15 protein-coding genes are annotated in these 20,148 nt (G+C 72.0%); 4 read left to right on the top strand and 11 right to left on the bottom strand.

All coding sequences use genetic code 11. The annotated features are described in order from the left end of the window. Positions 1-131: 131 nt before the first annotated feature. From AC0693_RS13105 to AC0693_RS13120, 4 genes are all read right to left on the bottom strand, one after another. The gene (locus tag AC0693_RS13105; protein WP_478801753.1) at positions 132-1,025 is read right to left on the bottom strand and encodes a dioxygenase family protein; all 894 of its coding nucleotides are present in this window, start codon (positions 1,023-1,025) and stop codon (positions 132-134) included. Positions 1,026-1,150: 125 nt separating this feature from the next. Beyond that, on the bottom strand, positions 1,151-2,095 hold the full coding sequence (locus AC0693_RS13110; RefSeq protein WP_469316923.1) for a helix-turn-helix transcriptional regulator: 945 nt from the start codon (positions 2,093-2,095) through the stop codon (positions 1,151-1,153). Between the two features lie 250 nt (positions 2,096-2,345). Continuing rightward, positions 2,346-3,899, bottom strand: a complete 1,554-nt coding sequence (locus AC0693_RS13115; protein WP_478801754.1) for an alpha-L-arabinofuranosidase B — start codon at positions 3,897-3,899, stop codon at positions 2,346-2,348. A 423-nt stretch (positions 3,900-4,322) separates the two neighbouring features. After that, a complete protein-coding gene (locus AC0693_RS13120; protein WP_478801755.1) occupies positions 4,323-5,645 on the bottom strand; it encodes a glycosyltransferase in 1,323 nt (440 codons plus the stop codon). A 156-nt stretch (positions 5,646-5,801) separates the two neighbouring features. Here AC0693_RS13120 and AC0693_RS13125 point away from each other — a divergent pair, with 156 nt between their 5' ends. Both AC0693_RS13125 and AC0693_RS13130 read left to right on the top strand, forming a co-directional pair. Then, entirely contained in the window at positions 5,802-7,841 is a 2,040-nt protein-coding gene (locus AC0693_RS13125) for a glycosyltransferase family 4 protein (RefSeq protein ID WP_478801756.1), read from the top strand. Between the two features lie 34 nt (positions 7,842-7,875). Further along, a complete protein-coding gene (locus AC0693_RS13130) occupies positions 7,876-9,381 on the top strand; it encodes a cryptochrome/photolyase family protein (protein ID WP_478801757.1) in 1,506 nt (501 codons plus the stop codon). Between the two features lie 333 nt (positions 9,382-9,714). Here the strand turns inward: AC0693_RS13130 and AC0693_RS13135 are convergent, their stop codons facing one another. Then, on the bottom strand, positions 9,715-10,650 hold the full coding sequence (locus tag AC0693_RS13135) for a MerR family transcriptional regulator (protein ID WP_478801758.1): 936 nt from the start codon (positions 10,648-10,650) through the stop codon (positions 9,715-9,717). 106 nt (positions 10,651-10,756) lie between these two features. Between AC0693_RS13135 and AC0693_RS13140 the strand changes: the two genes are divergently transcribed. Next, entirely contained in the window at positions 10,757-12,469 is a 1,713-nt protein-coding gene (locus AC0693_RS13140) for a carboxylesterase/lipase family protein (protein ID WP_478801759.1), read from the top strand. Between the two features lie 89 nt (positions 12,470-12,558). On the opposite strand, the gene AC0693_RS13145 is transcribed toward AC0693_RS13140, so the two are convergent. From AC0693_RS13145 to AC0693_RS13155, 3 genes are all read right to left on the bottom strand, one after another. Beyond that, complete coding sequence (locus AC0693_RS13145; protein WP_478801760.1) at positions 12,559-13,539, bottom strand: NADPH:quinone reductase; 981 nt, start codon at positions 13,537-13,539, stop codon at positions 12,559-12,561. A 21-nt stretch (positions 13,540-13,560) separates the two neighbouring features. After that, positions 13,561-14,124 carry a PadR family transcriptional regulator gene (locus tag AC0693_RS13150; RefSeq protein WP_478801865.1) on the bottom strand — a complete coding sequence of 188 codons (564 nt, stop codon included), beginning with the start codon at positions 14,122-14,124 and terminating at the stop codon, positions 13,561-13,563. A 444-nt stretch (positions 14,125-14,568) separates the two neighbouring features. After that, positions 14,569-15,273 (bottom strand): TetR/AcrR family transcriptional regulator C-terminal domain-containing protein, encoded by a 705-nt coding sequence (locus AC0693_RS13155; protein WP_478801761.1) that lies wholly within the window; start codon positions 15,271-15,273, stop codon positions 14,569-14,571. A 123-nt stretch (positions 15,274-15,396) separates the two neighbouring features. Between AC0693_RS13155 and AC0693_RS13160 the strand changes: the two genes are divergently transcribed. After that, on the top strand, positions 15,397-16,638 hold the full coding sequence (locus tag AC0693_RS13160) for an FAD-dependent monooxygenase (protein ID WP_478801762.1): 1,242 nt from the start codon (positions 15,397-15,399) through the stop codon (positions 16,636-16,638). Positions 16,639-16,648: 10 nt separating this feature from the next. On the opposite strand, the gene AC0693_RS13165 is transcribed toward AC0693_RS13160, so the two are convergent. From AC0693_RS13165 to AC0693_RS13175, 3 genes are all read right to left on the bottom strand, one after another. Beyond that, the gene (locus tag AC0693_RS13165) at positions 16,649-17,905 is read right to left on the bottom strand and encodes a phospholipase D-like domain-containing protein (RefSeq protein WP_478801763.1); all 1,257 of its coding nucleotides are present in this window, start codon (positions 17,903-17,905) and stop codon (positions 16,649-16,651) included. A 353-nt stretch (positions 17,906-18,258) separates the two neighbouring features. Beyond that, positions 18,259-19,578, bottom strand: a complete 1,320-nt coding sequence (locus AC0693_RS13170; protein WP_478739200.1) for an aldehyde dehydrogenase family protein — start codon at positions 19,576-19,578, stop codon at positions 18,259-18,261. Positions 19,579-19,642: 64 nt separating this feature from the next. After that, entirely contained in the window at positions 19,643-20,074 is a 432-nt protein-coding gene (locus tag AC0693_RS13175) for a MarR family winged helix-turn-helix transcriptional regulator (protein ID WP_469318483.1), read from the bottom strand. Positions 20,075-20,148: the final 74 nt, after the last annotated feature.

The following is a 20,148-nucleotide window of genomic DNA, read 5'->3' on the forward strand; positions in this document are numbered from 1 at the left end:
CCCTCACAGGGCCCAGACGGCGGCCGACGTGTGCGAGTAGGCCGCCCGTGCCCCGTCGTCACCCCCGCCGTGGCCGGCGCGGAGGAGTTCCCTCCGCGCCGGCCTGCCCGGGAGCGCGGGCCGCGGGTGGTTCAATCGCGGCGCCACAGGGCCGGGACGTTCGGCGGCTCCCAGCCGGTGGTGGCGGTGTGGGCCTGGACGCAGGTGTACGCCGCCCCTCCGTAGGTGACCCGGTCGCCGGTCCGGTACGCGGTTCCCGGCGCCCAGGTGCCCCCGGGCGGTGTGCTCGGGCCGGGGGACGTGCTCGTGGGGGACGGTGACGGTGACGGCGTCTGCGGTACGTCCAGGACGAAGTCGAAGGTGCCTTCCCTCCCCGGGCCGTTCTCACGTACGTTCATGAGCAGGCGGGCGTCGAAGATCGAGTCCGTGCTGTTGCGCGGCTCCCCCGGGAAGTACAGCTGGGTGGTCAGCACCGGCCGGCCCGGTGCCTGCACCTTGACGTGGATGTGCCGGGTGCGCCCCGGGTAGAGCCCCGGCACGATGGTCGCCAGCCGGAACGCCCCCTGGGCATCGGTGAACTGGTGGCCCCGGAAGGCGAACCCGGTGTTGTCGTATGCGCCGTTCGCGTCGGCTTGCCAGAAGTCGAGCAGGGCCCCCGCGACGGGCAGGCAGGCCCGGCCGAAGACGTATCCGCTGACGGTGAGCCGGGTGCCCGGGGTGGACGCCGTCACCAGGGAGGTGCGCAGCGGGGAGTTGGGTTTGAAATAGGGGCCTTCCGTCTGGGGCACCGTGGGGTGGTCGCCGTCGTCGCAGGCGGGGGTCAGTCCGGGCGCGGCAGCGGCGCCGCGCTGGTCACGGGCCAGGGCCGCTCCACCGCCGATGAGCAGCGGCGTGCCGGCGGCGAGGGCGGCGGCCTTGAGGAAGGTCTTGCGGCTCAGCCGGCTCGGCCGGCCGGTGGGGGCGGGGGCGCCGTTCGGCGGTGCGGACCGTGACGGGTCGGTGGTGTGTTCTCCGGGGCTGGGCACGGGTCGGACTCCTTCTCACTCGTGGGGCGGGGAAGGGGGTGGTGGGCTGATCCGGGCCCCCGGGCCGCGGTGGGGCGCGGCCCGGGGACGGGCGGCGCGCACCCGCTCGCCCGGACCACCCGGCGTCAACCTACGGTTCCCTCCGCGGCGGCCGCGATGGACGGGATCCGGGGATCATGGTGAATTCCTCCGCCCTGCGAGCTGCTCCCCGAGCCGATCGCCGCCCGGTAGTCCCCCGGGGTCAGGCCGGTCTCGCGCCGGAAGAAGCGGCAGAAGTACGCCGGGTCGGCGAAGCCCGTGTCCCGTGCCACCTGCCGGATCGTGAGGTCGGTACGGGCCAGCAGCCGCTTGGCCTCCAACAGCTGCCGGCGGCGGATCAGCCGGCCGGGGGTCTGGCCGGTGGCCTCCTTCACCAGCGCGTGCAGGTGCCCGGCGGACACGCCCAGCTCCTTCGCGCAGGAGGCCACGGAGGAATCCGTACCGCCCGTGGACGCGATCAGACGGGTGAACGCGGCGGCCAGCTCGGCGGCACGCCCCGGCGCCGCGGCTCCCCGCCCCGGACCCGGCTCGCGGTTGCGCAGGGTCCGGACGATCAGGATGTGCAAGTAGGCGCGCAGCACCCCGGCGTACCCCGTGCGCAGGGCCCGGTACTCCTGTTCCATCTCCGCCAGCAGATCCGGGATCCCGTCCTGGTGGTCCCGCAGGCGCATCCACGGCCGGTCGGCCAGCAGGTCCAGGGCGGCGGCGTCGTCGGGGTGGGAGAGGAGGAAGTCCTCGTTGAAGAGCATCACCCGGCCGGTGAGCCCCTCGGCGTCCTCCCAGTGGTGGACCTGGCCGGGGGTGATCACGCACAGGTGCGGCGGGTCCAGGCGCCGGCGGGCGAGGTCGAGCACGTGCACGCCGCGACCGCCGGTGACGTGGACGATCTCGTAGAACGCGTGCCGGTGCGGGAAGTTCGCGCGGGAGAGCGGTCCGATGGAGTCGAAGGACCCGATGGCGAAGGGCAGGAGGTGCGGGAACGGGACCTCCAGCCGGTGCAGCGGCAGCTCGCCGGTCCGGTGCGCGCTCACGAGGTGATCCGTAACGGGTTCATCGGACCAGTCTGCGACCGGCTCACTGATTGGTCCAGACCAAAGTCCGCCGCCCGGCTCGCGACGGCAGCGGGCGCTGTCGCGAGGCGGCCCTCGTCGAGGCGGCCGAGATCCTCGACGCGCTGCGGCAGGACTATCTGAACCGGTAGGGCCGCACGGCCGGGTCGACGCGATGGCGGGGGCGGGAGCCCCCCGGCTCCCGCCCCCACCATCCGCCGGACGGGACCGCTCAGCTCCAGGGCTGGGCGACCAGCCAGCTGGTATCGGCACTCCAACTGGTGCTGCTGTCCCAGCTGTTCGTCCCCCCGTTCCCGGCGACGTACAGCGAGTAGTTGTAGTGGCGCAGATACTTCGCCGGGTAGTTCACCGACTGGAAGGAATACCCCGTCCCGCTGTTACCGGTGCCGGGACAGAACGTGGCGTCCTGGGCGAAGAGACCTCCCCCGTCGTCCGCGCCGAGGCGCAGCTCGAAGTTGTAGTGCCGCAGGAAGCGGCCGGGCCTGTCGAGCGACTCGAAGGTGAGGCAGGAGCTGTTCGCCAGGCCCGCGCGGACGATCCACGTCGCATCGGCTTTGAGGGCGGGCGTGCTCGCGGAGTCGACGGGCGAGATGGTGACCTTGTCGTCCGCGTCGGCATGGGTGAGGAAGTCGCGGTCGCAGCACGACGTCGTGGCCCGGAGTGACACGCGTGAACCGGGCGTCAGGCTGCCGGTCTGGGTGGCGGCGCTGCTGTACCCGGCGGCGGCGATGTTGGCCTGGACGGCGTTCTCGGTGGCGTCCGAGGGGTAGCCGGAGGTCATGACGCCCTCGTAGAAGGTGCCCGCCGCGCCCTTGCTGTTGTCGCCGCCGATGCCGAGGACGATCGCGCCCTCCTTGTGCATCGGGTTGTAGCCGGCCGCGTTGGGCCGGGGCCCGCTGTAGTAGGTGGAAAGACCGCTCGTCCGGGCGTCGCCCGCGCGGATCGCCCACTGGTTCGGCGCCCCCTTGACGACCGCGGTCAGGAAGCGGTGGCTGACGCTCGGGTCGTTGGCGTTGTACCGGGTGTTGATGCCGGAGAACAGGCCGTTCTCCAGGTCCGCCATCACCCACGGTCCGGCGCCGGCGCCGTAGCCCCAGACCGTGTTGCTGCCGAAGTAGATCGCCTCCATGTGGCCGTTGCCGGTGTCGTTGTTGCTGGTCTCGGCGTTGCCGTAGTCGAAGCAGCAGCCGTTGTTGTAGTGCGTTCCGTCCAGGACCGCGTACATGCCCTCGGGCTGGTCGCCGACCGCGATGCCGTTGGTGTGGTTGTTGCGGTAGCCGGTTCCGGGCGCGATGTAGACGCCGTACGCCTTGTGGCCGCCCACCGTGACCGGGGCCTCGACCGCGTTGGCGAGGTTGTCCGGCCCGCCGGCCGCCCCGCCGGCCGGTGCCTGGGAGAGGTGGTTGCCCTTGCCGGACTGGTCGTAGATGAGGGTGATCAGGCAGCTGGTTCCGGCGCAGAAGGCGTCCTGTGCGGCGGCGTTGGCGTAGCCGCCGGGACTGAGCAGGCCGATGTCCTTGACGGCGCCGTCCGTGGCGCGTTTGACCTGGTAGAGGGCGCCACCGTACGAGCCGTACAGCGCCCGCGTAGTGCTGTGCGCCGCCACACAGGGCGTACCGCCCGCACCGTAGATGTCGCACGCCGCCTGCGTGGCGGCGTGCGACGTGGCGGCTGTGCCGGTGATGACACCGGCGGTGAGTGCGACCGTCGCTCCGACGGCGAGAAGGGTGCGCCGCGCGCGGCCGATCAACTGCATGAAAGCCATGAAGAGCTCCTGCACGGGTGGGAGGAGGGCTTGTTAGCGCTAACAATTTCCGGTACGGGCGAGGGCAGAGCTGAATTTCAAGGGAGGTGCGCGACTGCCGACGCCAAGTGGCACTCACTATCGCCAGCCGCTGATGCGGCGTCAAGAGATGTGACACGCTTGCATGCCGCGCGAGACCGCGGCCGCGATCACAGCGTGTCCGGGCGGCTCGCCCCTGGTCGCAGGAGCTTCGCACTTGCTGCGGCGAGGGGCGGCGCCGGAGTCCTTCCCTGGCCGGGCCGGGCCGGGCCGTGTTCGTGGCGTGCTGGTACTTCAGCTCAGCTCAGCTCATCGCGTCACATCGCGTCGCATCGCATCGGCCTCCGGCAGACGGCCCCGCCGCCCGTGGTGTGTGTACCCCGGTGTGGCCGGGTGCCCTGCGGTTCAGGTCATCAGACGCAGCAGTGCCCCGGCCGCTCGCGCGGGGCCGCGCGAGCGCACGTGACGGCGTAGTTCATCGAGGGCGTGCCGGGGTGCGTCCAGGAGCGTCGATACGGCGCGGCCCGCGCCCGCGGCGTCCAGCCCGTGCGGGTCGAGGCACAGGCCCGCCCCGGCCCTCTCGGCATCGTGGGCGATGGAGAACTGGTCGCTGGAGAAGGGGAGGAGGAGGGCGGGGACCCCGGCGGCCAGGCACTCCGTGAAGGAGTTGTTGCCCCCGTGGTGGACCATCGCGTCCACGCGTCCCAGCAGCGCCTGCTGCGGTACGGTCGCCGCGACCGAGACCCGGCTCCCCGCCAGGGAAGCCAGCGCGCCGGCCCGGTCCCCGGCCGCGAGGATCACCGAGGTGTCCGCGCGCTCGGCCAGGATCCCCCGGGTCACCACCTCCAGTACGTCCTGCCGGGCCGAGAGGAACGTTCCCAGTGCCACCAGCACCACACGCCGACCCCCCTGCCGCAGCCTGCGCAGTTCGGATTCCCAGAAGGGACCCGGCCCGTCCGGCTCGGCGCGGGTGAAGTGCCCGCTGAAGACGTACTGCGGGCCTTCGGGGCGCGGAGGAAGCCAGTTCAGACGCGGATAGTGCAGCACCACCGCTCGGGGCGAACAGAGAGCGAACGCCCGGCCCGGCACCGGCCGGTGCGGGGCGTGACGTGCGACGAACCGGGCGAAGAGCGCGGTGAAGGAGCGGTCGTTCGCCCGTGCTTCCCGGCGCAGCGCGTCCAGCCCCGCGGCCGTCGGCCGCACTGCGCCCGGCCAGGCGTACGGGACGCCGAACAGCGCGTCCGGGGCGCCCGGCAGATAGCTGGGGTGGCCGGGGCAGAAGGTCGCGTACGGCAGGTCCAGGCAGTGCAGGGCGAGGGTCACGGAGTAGCTCAGCTGGTCCACCACGTACCAGTCCGCTGGCCGGCGAGCGTGCAACGACCGCAGCTCCTCCAGCACCCGCTCCGGTTCGGCCAGCATGTCGGCCCCGCGATGACGGGCCTGCACCAGCAGAGCGGGCACGGCCCCCGCGCGCGTGGCATCGAGGAACTCCTCCAGGCGCCGCGTTTCGTCCAGCCCCTGCACGGTGCTCCGCGCGATGCCGGTATTCGCGTTGCGCGTGACCGTCAACGGGGTGAAATCCACCCCCGCAGCCTCGGCCAGCGGCGCGAACGCCTCGGCGCAGGCGAACGTGACCTCCGCCCCCGCGGCCCGCAGCTCGCCCGCCAGCACGGACAGCGGGGCCGCGTGCGAGTGGAACGGCGGAGCGATCACGGTGACACGCGGCACGAGGGACCCACTTCCGGCAGAGGACTGTCCTTCCTCATTCGCCGCCCGGCGGCGATCCGGAGGCAGCGGGGCGACGGTTTTCCCTTCTCCCGCATCCGAAGCCGCGGGCGCGGTGGAAAAAGTGGTGACCATCCGCCCGAGCGAGAGCAGCGCCCCATGGACGCAACCACCCCGCAGGAAGGGCTCGACCCCTTCGTCGCCGCCCGCCAGGGCTTCTGGGACGCCCGAGAGGCGCCACGGACCCCCGCGGCGTTCGGCACACTGGCCTCCTTCCTGAACGCCGAGTACCGCCCGTGGCACGATGACGCTCCGGCCGACCGCTTGCCGGATCCCTGCGACAGGAAAACGGCCTCCCTGCGTCGCACCCTGCGCCTTCGCGGGTCCGCCGACCCCGAAGAACTCCTGGCCGCGACCCTGCACGCGGACCGGCGCCTGCGCAGCACCGTCAGGGAAGCCTGGCCACTGGCGCTGCGCCGCCACGGAACCGGGTCCGTCCGCCGGGCCCTCGCCCGGGAGATCCGGCACTGCACCGACCCCGAGGCCTTGGCCCACCTGATCGACCTCGCCACCGCGGGACGGTTCCCCGTCATGGACGCGGACCAGTGGGCTGCCCGCGCCCGGCAGAACCCCTTGAGCGAGAGACCGGCCCGGTTGGCCCTGTGGCGCCACCTCGCGGGCCGGCCCGAGTGCCGGCATCTGCTCCCGGAACCCCGCTCCGCCACCGAGGCCTACGAACGACTGCTGCTCACGGCCGCCACCGGGGAGCGGCTGTTCGCCTCGCCCTCCTTCCCGCACGGAGCCGGCCTGCTCGTGGTCCAGTCGATGCTGCTCGGGGAGATGGACGCACCGGGAGAGGCGAACAGCGGCGGTCTCGGAGTCCTCCTCGCCGGCCTGGGGGACGCGCTCGCCCGCACGGAGGGCATCGGCGCCGTCATCACCCTCGTGACGAAGGACGCGCGGGAACTGGTGGACGAGCCGACCCTCCTGCGCGCTCGCGGACCGGGGCACTGGACGCTCAGCCTGCCGACCGACCCCCGCCCCCTCGCCACTCCCGGCGAAGGACCGGCGGGCGACGCGAGCGCGCTCACCTGGTGGACGCGCACGCTCCTCGAAGGGCTGGAACGGCGGCCCGACCTGGTCCACGTCAGGTATGCCGACGACGGATCCCTGGCAGTCGCCGAAGCGGCGCGCGCGCTCGGCACCCGACTGGTCTTCACCGCCACACCCGACCCGCACCGCCGCGTCAGCGAGCGGCACGCCGGCCGCACGGGCGCCGACGGCTCTCCCACGGAGGCCCTGCGCCAGGACCTGCACCGCGTGTTCGCCGCCGACCGGCTCGTCGAGCGCGCCGATGCCGTCATCGGCATCCCGGGCCGCGGGGGAACGGCCGAGCTGGTCCGCTACCTGCCCCAACTCGCGGCCGCACGGGGTGGACGAGGACCGAGCGCGCCACCGGAAGGAATCACGGCCTATCGGCCCGCCGCCGACGAGCCCCGGCGTTACGAGCACCTGCTGGGACGGCTCTTCGAGACCTGGCTGCCTTCCGCGCTGGACGCCGAGGAGCGCGGGCAGCCCATCCTGCTCACCGTGGGGCGCCTGCACCCGCTCAAACAGCAGGACGTCCTGGTGCGGGCATGGACCGAGTCCGGACTCCATCTCCGCTCGACGCTCGTGATCGTCGGCGGATCCCCTCGCGGGGACCGGGCCGACCCGGAAGAGCGGGACGTGCGCAACGCGATCGCCGATCTCATCGCGGCGACCCCGGAGGCAGCTTCGCGGCTGGCCATGGTGCCGGCGATGCCCAACGCCGAAGTCCGCTGCCTGGAGCGGGCACTGGCCCGCTCGGACACCACGGGCCGCGCCTATTACATCTGCCCGAGCGCGAAGGAGGAGTTCGGGATCGCCGTGCTCGAAGCCATGGACGCGGGGCTGCCGGTCGCGGCCACCCGGCGCGGCGGAATTCCGCACTACATGGAGGACCGGGTCAACGGTCTGCTCCTGGACACCTCGTCGTCCAAAACCTTGGGCGAGGGGCTGGAGGAGTTGCTGTCCCTGAAGCCCGCGGTCCTCGATGCCATGGCCCACCGGGCCCGGTCAACGGTGCGCGCGCACTACTCGATCGACGCCGCGGCTTCCGCCTTCGCTTCCGTCTATGCGGAGTTGCCCGGCATCAACGCCACCGCTCCCGGATCATGAGCGGCCCGCAGCGCAGGATTGGTCGGTTGTGGTCATGAGTTCAGTGCACTGGTTGTTCGGTGACCAACTCGGCCCGCACTTCACCGCCACCGCCGGGGGCGGGACGCCGCGAAACGTCCGGTGGCTGCTGATCGAGTCCCTGGCGGTGCTGCGGCGGCGCCGGTTCCACCGGGCCAAGGCCCATCTCGTGCTCAGCGCCATGCGGCACCGGGCGGCGGACCTGGGGGAGCGAGCCCTGTACGTACAGGCGCAGACCTACCGGGAAGGGCTGATGCGGGCCGTCGGTGACGCACCCGTCTCCGTCCACCACCCCACGTCCCGAGCCGCCCTCGCCCTGGTGACGTCGCTCCCGCAGGTCACCGTCCATCCACCCCGCGGTTTCCTGGTCGGACACCGGGAGTTCGCCGACTGGGCCGCCCGGCAGAACGGCCGGCGGCTCCTGCAGGAGAACCTCTACCAGCACACCCGGCGCACCCACGACATCCTCATGGAAGGGGACGGGCCGGCGGGAGGACGGTGGAACCTGGACCACGACAACCGCGAACCACCGCCCCGGGGCCGGACCACGCTCGGCGCGCCGCCTCCGTACCGTCCCCGCGAGGACGAGATCGACGAAGGGGTCAGACGGGACCTCGACCGCTGGGAACGCGAGGAGGGCGTCACCTTCGTGGGCCGCGACGGCCCCCGCCTCTTCCCCGCGAGCCGCCGCGAGGCGCTGGCCGCGCTCGACTCCTTCATCACCCACCGGCTCGCGGACTTCGGCGCGCACGAGGACGCCATGCTGGCCGCTGATCCGGTCATGAGCCACAGCCTGCTGTCCTCCTCGCTCAACCTCGGGCTCCTCGATCCGTGGGAGTGCGTGAGCCGCGCGGAGGCGGCCTGGAGGGCCGGGCTGGTACCCCTCAACAGCGCCGAGGGGTTCATCCGGCAGATCTGTGGCTGGCGCGAGTACGTCTGGAACCTCTACTGGCATCTCGGCGAGGACTACCGGCACCGCAACGAACTCGGTCACACCAGGCCCGTTCCCGCGTGGTTCGCCGAACTGGACGCGGACGCGGTGGGCGCCCGCTGCCTGTCCACCGTGCTGGCACAGGTGCGGGACACGGGGTGGGCGCACCACATCCCCCGCCTGATGGTCCTCGGCAGCCACGCCCTGCAACGGGGCTGGGACCCGGCGGAGGTGACGGACTGGTTCCACCGGAGCTTCGTGGACGGCTACGACTGGGTGATGCTGCCCAATGTGGTGGGCATGTCCCAGTACGCCGACGGCGGGCTGATGACCACCAAGCCCTACACATCGGGTGGCGCCTACATCCACCGCATGAGCGACCTGTGCGAGGGCTGCCGGTACCGGCCCACGGACCGCAGCGGTGAACGGGCCTGCCCCTATACCGTCGGCTACTGGTCCTTCCTGAACCGGCACCGCGCACGGCTGGAGGGCAATCCCCGCTTGGCCCAGGCCGTCAAGGGCCTGGACCGGCTCGGCGACATCGAGCAGGTCACCCGTGCGCACCGCGCCGCGGGCAACACACCACCGTGAGAGGCGAGTCCACAACACATTCCGTGTCCGGCCCTTTACTCAACGTGTTTAGCTGTGGGTATTCCGGTTACACCAAATAACCAGAGTTGGTCATCGGACGGAAGGCAGGAAAGTGACCCCCATGACCGTTTTCATTCTTGTCGTGCCCCTCGTACTCACGCTTCTCCTGGCTCTGGCCCCAGGCATTCCCGCACGCCGCAATCCCTTCCCGGGCCGGACCAAAGGGACGCACTGCCCTTCATCTCGGCGGACCGTGCCCGAACAACGCGGAATCCGGAATCACACCCGCTGATAGCGAACGGCGGATCCGCACCCCTCTTGTCCGCAGCCCTTTTAATCGACCCCCAGGGCGCCGGTGCCGGTGCCGGTGATCGAGAGGTGCAGGCCGTCGGTCAGCCATCGGTGAGCGACCGTCATGTTCAGCACGCGGCCGCCCGTGACGGTGCCGACCAGGGACCAGTACCGCTCCAGACGGGGGTCGAAGGCCGAGGACCGTGACACCAGCTCGTGCAGGTGGGCGCGGAAGGCCGGGGTGTCCGACTCGCGGCGAGCGCGGGCGTGGGCCGATACGAACGCGTCCACCACCGGCCCCGCCCCGGGCGGCAGCCCCCGGGCGAGGGCGGCGGCCGTCAGGGCCGCGGCTTCGTCGATCTCCGCGTAGAAGGCCGGGCCGTCGCGCATCTCCTCGTCGTGGTCCCGGGTCCAGCGGGTGAAGTGCGGCGTGGCGACGAGTAGATGCAGCTCCGCGTAAGCCAACGCGGTGCCCGGGGAGGGGTCTTGCGGTGGCTCTGGGGCCAACATGGCGATCATGATATCGAGTCGGCGTCGAGGCATGGCAGCCGACAGCTCCCGGTGCCAGTGCCCGGTGAGCGCGTGCTGCGCCTCCGGCAGCTTCTGCACCCGTGCGAGTATCTCCAGCCGCCGAAGGCGCTCTTCCCCTGCGCAGTCGTCCAGAGCCTTGAGCGTGGCTTCGCGCCACCGCAGTTCGGCCAGACGCTCCTGCACCGCTCCGAGCTCGGACGACACCAGATCGTCGAGCGTGCGCTCGCCCGTGACCACGTGGGTGATCGTCGCGATGGGGGTGTCCAGCGCCCGCAGACGTCTGATGAGCCGGATCCGCTCCCATGCATCGGGGCCATAGCGGCGATGGCCACCGCTGCTACGGGAGGCGACGGGCAGCAGGCCGCTGTCCGAGTAGTAGCGAACCGTCTTGACAGGAAGGCCTGTTCCTGCCGCGAGCTCGCCGATGCTCCACGTGTCTTGCGTCACAGCTCTTGAACCTCCAGTGCGGGGGAGGTCCTAGCGTATTGATCACCGGCGGCGCCCGTCCGCGCCCTCGTCCCGTGCCGTCCCGACCCAAGAATGGTGGAAGCGCATGTCCCCGACCACGACCGTTCCGAGTTCCGGCCGCAGAGGCGGCCTTCGCAGGACGTTCCTCCCCTTGCTGGGCGCGGCGGCCCTGCTCACGGCCGCCGTCACACCGGCCGACGCACTGGCCGGGCCCTTCGACTCCGCGGGGCAGGGCGGTCCCGTCGTCCGCACCGAGCAGGGCCTGGTGCGTGGCGTGTCGCACGGTGCGTACGCCACCTTCGGGGGCCTGCCGTACGCCGCGCCCCCGACCGGAACGCTGCGCTGGCAGGCACCCGTGCCCGCCGCCGCATGGCAGGGCGTCCGGGACGCGACACAGCCGGCGCAGCGCTGTGTGCAGATGCCGCCACCGGGCTCGGGCCCGGACGGGCCCTCGGATGCGGGCGCTGTCGTCGGGTCGGAGGACTGCCTCTACCTCAACGTCACGGTGCCCGCGGCGAAGCCGGCGGGGAAGAAGCGGCCCGTGCTGGTGTGGATGCACGGCGGGGCGTTCCTGGGCGGTTCCGGCAGCGACTACGGCGCGGAACGCCTGGCTGTCCAGGGCGACGCCGTCGTCGTGACGGTCAACTACCGCCTGGGGATCTTCGGTTACTTCGGACACGCCGCCCTGGGCACCGCCCCGCCGTTCGGCCTGGCCGACCAGCAGGCCGCCCTGCGCTGGGTCCGTACCAACGCCGCGCGGTTCGGCGGCGACCCCGGCAACGTCACGCTGTTCGGCGAGTCCGCGGGCGCCCTCGGCATCTGCGCACACCTCACCTCACCGACGGCCGCGGGCCTCTTCCAGCGCGCCGTCCTCCAGAGCGGTTCCTGCCTGACGTCCTTCCCGCGGGGAGCTCTCGCGCCCGGAACCCCGGCGTACGAGCCGTTCGCCCCGCAGGCCGACGTCCAGACGGCCGGCGCGGAAGCCGCCCGGCAACTGGGCTGCACGGAGGGCGGCGCCGACGCGGTGCTCGCGTGCCTGCGCGGGCAGAGCACCGGACGCCTCGCCACCGCGCAGCTGATGCAGTCGTTCAACCGTCCCGCCTACGGCAACGGACTGCTGCCGCTCGCACCGGACGAGGCGTTGCGATCGGGACGCTTCCACCGCTTGCCGGTCGTGCTGGGCACCAACCACGACGAGATGCGGATGTTCGTCGGCGTGTCCCTCGCCGCGTTCCCCATCCGCACCGAGAGCGACTATCGCGCCCGACTGGCGGAGGCCTTCGGGCCCGCGGCCGCGGCCGTCGAGGCACAGTACCCGGCAGCCCGCCATGGCTCTCCCGCGCTGGCCTGGGCCGCGGCGCTGACCGACCGGTCCTTCACGTGCACCACGCTGGCGGCCGGCCGCGCCATCGCCGCCCGCGCCCCGGGCCTGCCGCTGTACGCCTACGAGTTCAGCGACCGGGAGGCTCCCGTCCTGGCCGGTCTGCCGGCGAACCCGGGCTTCCCCTACGGCGCGGCGCACGGCTTCGAGATGCCGTTCCTGTTCCCCTCATTCCCCACCGAACGACCGCTGACCGATGAGCAGTCCGCGTTGTCCGGCCGCATGATCGGCTACTGGACGAACTTCGCGCGTACCGGCAACCCGAACACCGCCGGCGCACCGCGCTGGCCGGCTTTCCGCACGTCGTCCCCGCTGGGGCCGTCGGTGCAGTCGCTTGCCCCGGGACCGGGCGGGATTCGTCCCGTCGATGCGTTCGCCGCGCACGGATGCTCCTTGTGGGACCGCCTGGCGAAGTGAGCCGCCGGGGGAGCCGGGCGGCTGAACGCCGCGGGCGGGGCAAGCGTTCCGGTGAACGCCGCGAGCAGGGGAAGTGCTCCGTGTCCGCGCTAGTGGGGGATGGTGAGCAGGATGCGGCCGTGGCCTCCGGCGTCGACCTGGTCGTGGGCCTTGGCGACGTCCTCCAGTGGGTGACGGTCGCCGACGGCGACGGTGAGGGCGCCGACGGCGGCCGCGGAGGTGAGGTCGCGGGCGGCCTGGCGCTTGGCCTCGGGTGGGAAGTCGTCGCTGCCGAGCAGACGCAGGGTGACGTTGTTGAACAGCAGCGGCCAGAAGGGGATCTCGGTGCGGTCCGTGCGGGTGCCGTAGGCGGCGATGACGGCTCCCTGGGCGGCGACGGCGTGGTCGAGGTCGGCGTTGTCGGACAGCGCGACCTCGATGATCCGGTCGACGCCCCGCGTCGCGTACGAGCGGATGGCCGCGGCGGGGTCGCCGGCGTCCAGGGCGACGGCGTGGGAGACGACGGCCGGGTCGAGGCGGTCGAGGTCCGCGGTGCGGCGGACGGTGGCGATCACGGTGGCGCCGGCCCAGTGCGCGAGCTGGGCGGCCAGCGAGCCGACGCCGCCGAGTACTCCGTGGACCAGGACCAGCCGTCCGTCGACCGGGCCGTCTGCGAAGACGGCGCGGTGGGCGGTGATGCCGGGGATGCCGAGACTCGCCCCCAGCTCATCTCTCAGGTGATCCGGCAGAGGTACGGCCTGGTGGTCGGGTACGACGGTGTACTGAGCAGCCGTGCCGAAGGGGCGGTACGACTGGGCGCCGTACACCCAGACCCGCTGTCCGACGCGCCGGGCGTCGACATCGGTGCCCACGGCGTCGATGATCCCGGCGGCGTCGCTATGCGGGATCACCCGCGGGTGGGGCATGGACGAGCCGAGCCAGCCGCGCCGTTTCTTGGTGTCGCCGGGGTTGACGCCCGAGGCGGTGACGCGGACGCGGACCTCATCGGGGCCGGGGACGGGATCGGGGAGTTCGCCGACGTGCAGGACATCGGCGGCGGGGCCCTGTCCGTCGTACCAGGAAGCAAGCATGGGGGTACCTCCGTGGGCGGTTCAGACCGCGGGAGCGGCGGGTGCACGCGGATCGCTGTCGGTGCATGCGGTGTCGAATGCGGGCGGCATCTCCCCGAGGGCCTCGCGCAGCCAGATCCGCTCGGCGCGGCTGGTGGCGCGGGCGGTGAGCAGCATGCCCCGCCGGTAGGGGTCGGAAATCTCCTCGGCACGCAGGGGCCGCTCGTCGTCGTAGAAGAAGCTCGCCGGTTCTTCCAGGAACTCCAGCCGTCTGCGCAGCACCGCGTGCTGTTCGGCCGCGTCGGGCAGGTGGGAGAGGAAGGCCAGGACGATGTAGAACCGGGTGAAGTCGGTGATCTCGTGATCGGCGGGCTCGCGCAGGCGCTGAAGCATGTCGGCCCGACCCGCCGCGGTCAGGCTGAGTACGTACCGCGCCGCCCCGGCGGCCGGGTCGGCGCGCCGCTCGATCAGGCCCGCCTTGGTCAGACGGTTGATCGCCGGATACAGGCTGCCGTCACTGACCGGCCGCGTATAGCCGGTGAGCTGTGAGACGCGGCGGCGCAGCTCGTGTCCGGGCAGGGGTCCCTCGGCGAGGAAGCCAAGTATCGCGAGTTCACGACGATCTCTGCCGCGAGGTCATTTCTCCCGACGCGGTGTTCCACGCGCCGAGCCACCCGGAATTACTGCGAGGGCCCCGCGCCGGAGCGGGGGGCGTCGGTGGGCCCGACAATCCCCACGGGAATCGGTCCGGATTCTCGCCGGCTGCTCTGCCGGAACTCGACGCGAAGGCCGGTTAGGGGGACGTGTGGTCCTCCTCTGGTCGCTGCTCTCCCGCCGCGGCCTCCGCTCTCGCCTGCACCGCGGGCGTCGCGGGTGCCCATGGCAACCCCTCCCGTCCCAACGGTTCTCCCGGCCCCGCGGGTGGCCCCGCGACCACACCGCGCCGTCCCCCCAGCCGAGACGCACCGGGCGCAGCTTCAGCGTGAGAATCGGCTGTCGGCCGAGGTGGAATCCCGGCGCGCCCGCGCGTGGGTGGCCCACCTCCTGGAGTCACCCGGTGCGGCGTGTGATCAAGGCTTCGAGGCCGTCGAGGATGCGCTCCAGGCCGAAGCCCAATGCCTGATCCCGACCGTCCTGCGCGACCATGGCTGCGGCGAGCGCGGGGAAGCGGTCGGCGTGCCGGTGCACCAAGGCGCCGATCGAGACCAGGAGTTCAGCCTCGGGTGGGCTGCCCGGCCGTGCCGCACGGGCCTGCTCGGCGATGCTCCGGACGTGTCCGGCCAGCAACACCGCCGCGTCCATCCGCTCGGGGCCGGTCAGCCCGTGGCCGTCCAGGACCGCGACCACCCGCTCCAGCCAGCCGAGTTCTCTGGGGCCGATCGCCCGCGGTCCGACGGTGGCGTCGAGGAGCCACGGGTGCTCGGTGAACGACCTGGTCAACTGCATCGCCCAGGCTGTTAGTTGCTCGCGCCATCCGAGCTCGTCCCCGGCCTGCGGCGGTTCGCTGACCGCAGCCTCCACCATGAGTGCGACCAGCTCGGCCTTGCCGGGCACATAGCGGTACAGCGCCATCTTGGTGAAGTCGAGCAGTCCGGCCACCTTCTGCATCGAGACGGCGCCGAGACCCTCCGCGTCCGCGATCTCGACGCCCGCCGCGGCGATCCGCGCCAGGCTCAACGCGGGCTTCGGCCCTCGCGACGGCTTGGCGGGCGGTCCCCAGAGCAGCCGCACCGCCTCGTTCGCTTCCTCCGCCACTTCGCGCTCCGTCCCGTGTTTTCCGACTGCCCTTGCGGGGCGGCCCAACTGTGTCTACCGTACACAGCGACAAATAGTTTCCACTGGACACAGTTTTTCGCGGCCTCGGATGGAGTGATTCACGTGAGCACCAAGGTCCTGATCTCGGGCGCGAGCATCGCAGGCCCCGCACTCGCCTACTGGCTGGGCCGGTACGGCTTCGAGGTCACCGTCGTCGAGCTGGCCCCCGCCCTGCGAGGCGGCGGTCAGGCGGTCGACTTCCGGGGCACGACCCACCTGACCGTGCTGGAACGGATGGAGGTGCTCGACGAGCTGCGGGCGCTCGGTACCGGCGGCAGTCCGATGACCTTCATCGACCGGCACGGCCGTCAACTCCTGCACCTGCCGGCAGACTTCGCGGGCGGCGACGTCGAGGTTCCGCGCGGGGAGCTCGCCCAGGTGCTGCACCGGCGCAGCCTCCCACGCACCGAGTACCTCTTCGGCGACACGATCACCGCCCTGGAGGAGACGCCCACCGGCGTCCGGGTGGCCTTCCAGCACGGCTCACCACGCGAGTTCGACCTGGTGATCGGTGCCGACGGGCTGCACTCCAACGTCCGTCGGCTCGCCTTCGGCCCGGAGGAGCACTACGTCCGCCACCTCGGCTACTACGCGGCCACCTGGCAGCTGCCCAACCACCTGGGCCTGCCGCCCGGTTCGGTCGGCCTCAACGTCCCGGGCCGGCTTGCCGCGGTGGGCGCCGACCATCGCGACCCGACTCGGGCCGGTGCCTTCTTCCTCTTCGCCTCACCCGAACTCCGGTATGACCGCCGCGACGTGGCGCAGCAGAAGACCTTGATCCGGGACGCCTTCGCAGGCCTCGGCTGGGAGGTGCCCAGGCTGTTGGAGAGCCTGGGGCAGGCCCCCGAGCTGTACTTCGACTCGATCAGCCGGGCCGATGTCCCCACCTGGTCCGCCGGCCGGATCGCCTTGCTCGGCGACGCGGCCTGTGGGGCCACCATCGGCGGGATGGGCACCGGCACCGCCGTTGTGGCGGCGTACGTCCTGGCCGGTGAGCTGGCCCGGGCCCGCGGCGACCACCGCACCGCCTTCGCCCGCTACGAGCACGCGCTGCGCGACTACGCCCAGGGCTGCCAGAAGGGCGGCGACCGTACCGGCCCGTTCCTGGCGCCCGGCACCGCGACCGGTCTGCGAGTGCGCAACGGGCTGCTGAACCGGCGCTGGATCCTGGACAAGATGCTGCAGATGGGCAAGCAGATCAGTGGCCTCGACCTGCCCGACTACGCGGCCGGGTCGACCACTGCGGCTGCGTGCAACGTCACGGACGCACCGGTCGGCCCACGCGCAGCACGCCGGTCGCGGTAAGGGCGGAGGTTCACAGGAATCGCCGTAGCGGCAGTACCGAGAGTTCACGGGCGCGCTCCAGTGGGGAGCGCCGCTTCCAGCGCTCCCCGCTGATCAGCGTGCTGTCCGCGAGATCCTGGTCGTAGTGCTCGTCCAGGGTGCGGGTGAATTCCGGGTCCATGACGGCGAGCATGACCTCCTCGTCGTGGTCGAGGGAGCGGCGGTTGAAGTTCGAGGAGCCGATGAGGGAGACCACGCCGTCCATGGTGATGATCTTGGCGTGCATCATCGTCGGCTGGTACTCGTGGATGCGCACCCCGGCGGCGGTGAGCGTCTCGTAGTGGTGCCGGCCCGCCAGCTGGCACACCCGCTTGTCGGTGTGCGGCCCCGGCAGCACGATCTCCACCGTGACGCCCCGGCGGGCGGTCGCGCTCAGCAGGCCCACGAAGTAGTCGTCGGGGGCGAAGTAGGCGGTCGCCAGGCGCACGCGCTCCTCGGCCGATTCGAGGATCACCCGCATCAGCGTCTGCATGTCCTGCCAGCCGAAGGCGGCCGATCCGCGGACCACCTGGACGATGGCGGAGCCCGCGGGCTCGTGGGGCACGAACCGGTCCCGCTCGTCGAAGAGTTCGGGATGGCACTCCGCCCAGTTCTGGGCGAAGGCCGCCGCGATCCCGTCAACGGCCGGCCCCCGGACCTCGGCGTGCGTGTCGCGCCATTCGCTCGGGTTGCGCGCGTCACCGCACCATTCCTCGGCGATGCCGACGCCGCCGGTGAAGGCGGTCCGCTCGTCGACGACGAGGACCTTGCGGTGGCAGCGGTGGTTCTGCTTGAGCGGGGAGAGGAAGACCGGTCTGCGGAACCAGGCGACGTCCACCCCGGCCTCGCTCATCCGGTCCAGCAGTTCCTGTTCGATCAGGCGGCTGCCGAAGCCGTCCAGCAGCAGCCGTACGCGGACCCCGTCAAGGGCGCGCTCCGCGAGGGCCTGGGCGAACCGGCGGGCGATGTCGCCCTTCCAGTAGACGAACGTCATCAGGTCGATCGTGTGGCGGGCGGAGGCGATGGTGTCGAGCATCGCGGTGAATATCTCGTCGCCGTTGCGCAGGGGGCGTACGGAGTTCCCCTCGGTCGCGGCGATGCCGATCAGGCGTTCCAGCCGACGGCGGATGCGGTGTATCCGCTCGTCGGTGCCGCGGGCAGCGGCGGCCGTGGCGGTGACCGTGAGGCCGGAGGTGCCGGCCGCGCCCAGGGGGCGGACGGCGGTGCGAGGGGCGTCGGTGCGGGTCATGACGAGGATCCTTGGGTCGGGGACGGCGGATGCGGTACGGGCCTGACGATCGGCGCCACCGGTAACCCTGCGCTGCGGGTCAGGGCGGTCTTCAGGCAGACGATCGCGCCGCCCTCACCGATGGCCCGGCCCGGGCACGAGCACCGCTTCGCGCGCCACCGGTCCGACGCCCGTCACGGACGCGCGCCCCTCCTCCTGCGGCGTGGTCATACGAGTCCCCTCCCCTCCACGCGCGCCGCGGTCCCCGACCCGCTGGGGGTCGGGGACCGCGGCGGACACCGAACACTCTGCGACGCCGTATGGCCGCTTTTTCCGGTCCTAAACCCCCGAGGAGGCTCGGCCCGCTCACAGCGCTACCGCAAGGGCTTGTCCAGTACGGCCTTGCGGTGGCTGAAGGTGTCCAGGGAATAGCGGCCGTGGTAGTTGCCCATGCCACTTTCTCCCACGCCGCCGAAGGGCAGGTCGGAGACGGTGAGGTGGGCGACCGGCAGGTTGAACGTCAGGCCGCCCGAGGAGGTCTCCCGGCTCAGGCGCTCGCGGGTGTCGTCCGACTCGGTGAAGGCGTACAGCGCCAGGGGCTTGTCACGGTCACCGATGAAGGCGATGGCCTCGTCGAGGTCGGCCACCTCCACCACGGGCAGGATCGGGCCGAAGATCTCCTCCTGCATGACCGGGGAATCGGGCGACACCCCCGCCAGGACGGTCGGAGCGATGTAGCGGTCGGCCCGGTCGTGCGTTCCGCCGACGACGGTGCGCCCGGAGTCGAGCAGGCCGGTGAGGCGGTCGAAGTGACGCTCGTTGATGATCCGGCCGTAGTCGGGGGCCGCCGCGGGGTCCTCGCCGTAGAGGCCGCGCAGGGCCTCGGCGAGGGCCTGCTCCAGCTCCTTGGCGGTGCCGGGATCGGTCAGCACGTAGTCGGGCGCGACGCAGGTCTGGCCCGCGTTCATGAACTTGGTGGCCGCCAGCCGGGCTGCGACAGCGCCGATGTCCGTACCACGGTCCACGAACGCCGGTGATTTGCCGCCGAGTTCGAGCGTGACGGGCGTGAGGTTCTCGGCGGCGGCCCGCATGACGATCCGGCCGACCTGCCCGTTGCCCGTGTAGAAGATGTGGTCGAACCGCTGCGCCAGCAGCTCGGTGGTTTCGGGCACCGCGCCCTCCACCACGGCCACGGCGTCACGGTCGAGGTAACGCGGCAGGAGGTCGGCGACCGCGCGCGAGGTGGCGGGCGACAGCTCGCTGGGCTTGGCCACGACGCAGTTGCCCGCCGCCAGCGCGCCGACGACCGGAGCGAGCAGCAGCTGGAGGGGGTAGTTCCACGGGGCGATGACGAGGACGACGCCGAGCGGGTCCTGCACGGTGTGCGCGGTCGCCGGGCTCAGTCGCTCCGGTACCGGAGCGGGCCGGGGACGCAACCAGTCGGCCAAGTGGTCCAGGGTGTGGTCGATCTCGCGCACCGTGAAGTCGATCTCGGTGCGGAAAGCCTCCGACCGACTCTTGCCCAGGTCGCTCCGGAGCGCGGCGGCCAGCTCCTCGCCCCGCTCGGTCAGCAGCGTCCGCAGCGCTTCGAGCTGGCCGGTGCGCCAGCTCAGCGGCTTCGTCCGGCCGGTGGCGAAGGTGGTCCGAAGGCGTGCGACGACGTCTGCGGGCTGTTCGGGTGTGCGGTCCGACATGGCGCATCTCCTGGAGGTCGCGCGGGGCACGGTGTCGCCCCGCGCAGTTCGGTGTACATAGCAACTAAAGGGTCGGGGGTATTCCGCCGCCGGGGTCAGGGCCACCCTGGCGCGGCCCGGATCTGCCGTTGTAACGCAGTAGGTAGGCGGCGAAGCGGTCGAGGTCATCGGGGTTCCAGTCCGCGAGGCGGTCATGGAACATCGTCCGCCGGTTTCCCGTCGCCCGCGCGAGGGTCGCGGCTCCCGCGGGGGTGAGCGCCAGTACGGACGCCCGCTGGTCGTCCGGGTCGGCGCTCCGCTCGATCAGCCCCGCCCGCTCCAGCGCCGCGACCTGGCGGCTGACGGTCGACTTGTCCAGCGCGTAGTGGGCGGCGAGATCGGAAACCCCTGCGCCCGGATGCTCCTCCAGGTGGCCCAGCAGGGTGAAGGAGACCAGTGAGAGCTCGGGATGCATCCGCGCGGCCACCGACCGGGCCCGCCGGGCGAACGAGGTCATCTCGCGCTGGATCGTCTCGACGGCCGCGTCGCGGCGTGTGCCGGCCGGACCGCCCGCGCCCTCCGACGGGGCCC

Source organism: Streptomyces sp. NPDC043876, assembly GCF_056435825.1.

Bases quoted from the DNA above. Each gene is read 5' to 3' on its own strand.
- AC0693_RS13115 (WP_478801754.1), bottom strand. From the start codon at position 3,899: ATGGCTTTCATGCAGTTGATCGGCCGCGCGCGGCGCACCCTTCTCGCC.
- AC0693_RS13125 (WP_478801756.1), top strand. From the start codon at position 5,802: ATGGACGCAACCACCCCGCAGGAAGGGCTCGACCCCTTCGTCGCCGCC.
- AC0693_RS13130 (WP_478801757.1), top strand. From the start codon at position 7,876: ATGAGTTCAGTGCACTGGTTGTTCGGTGACCAACTCGGCCCGCACTTC.
- AC0693_RS13140 (WP_478801759.1), top strand. From the start codon at position 10,757: ATGTCCCCGACCACGACCGTTCCGAGTTCCGGCCGCAGAGGCGGCCTT.
- AC0693_RS13145 (WP_478801760.1), bottom strand. From the start codon at position 13,539: ATGCTTGCTTCCTGGTACGACGGACAGGGCCCCGCCGCCGATGTCCTG.
- AC0693_RS13165 (WP_478801763.1), bottom strand. From the start codon at position 17,905: ATGACCCGCACCGACGCCCCTCGCACCGCCGTCCGCCCCCTGGGCGCG.
- AC0693_RS13170 (WP_478739200.1), bottom strand. From the start codon at position 19,578: ATGTCGGACCGCACACCCGAACAGCCCGCAGACGTCGTCGCACGCCTT.
- AC0693_RS13175 (WP_469318483.1), bottom strand. From the start codon at position 20,074: ATGACCTCGTTCGCCCGGCGGGCCCGGTCGGTGGCCGCGCGGATGCAT.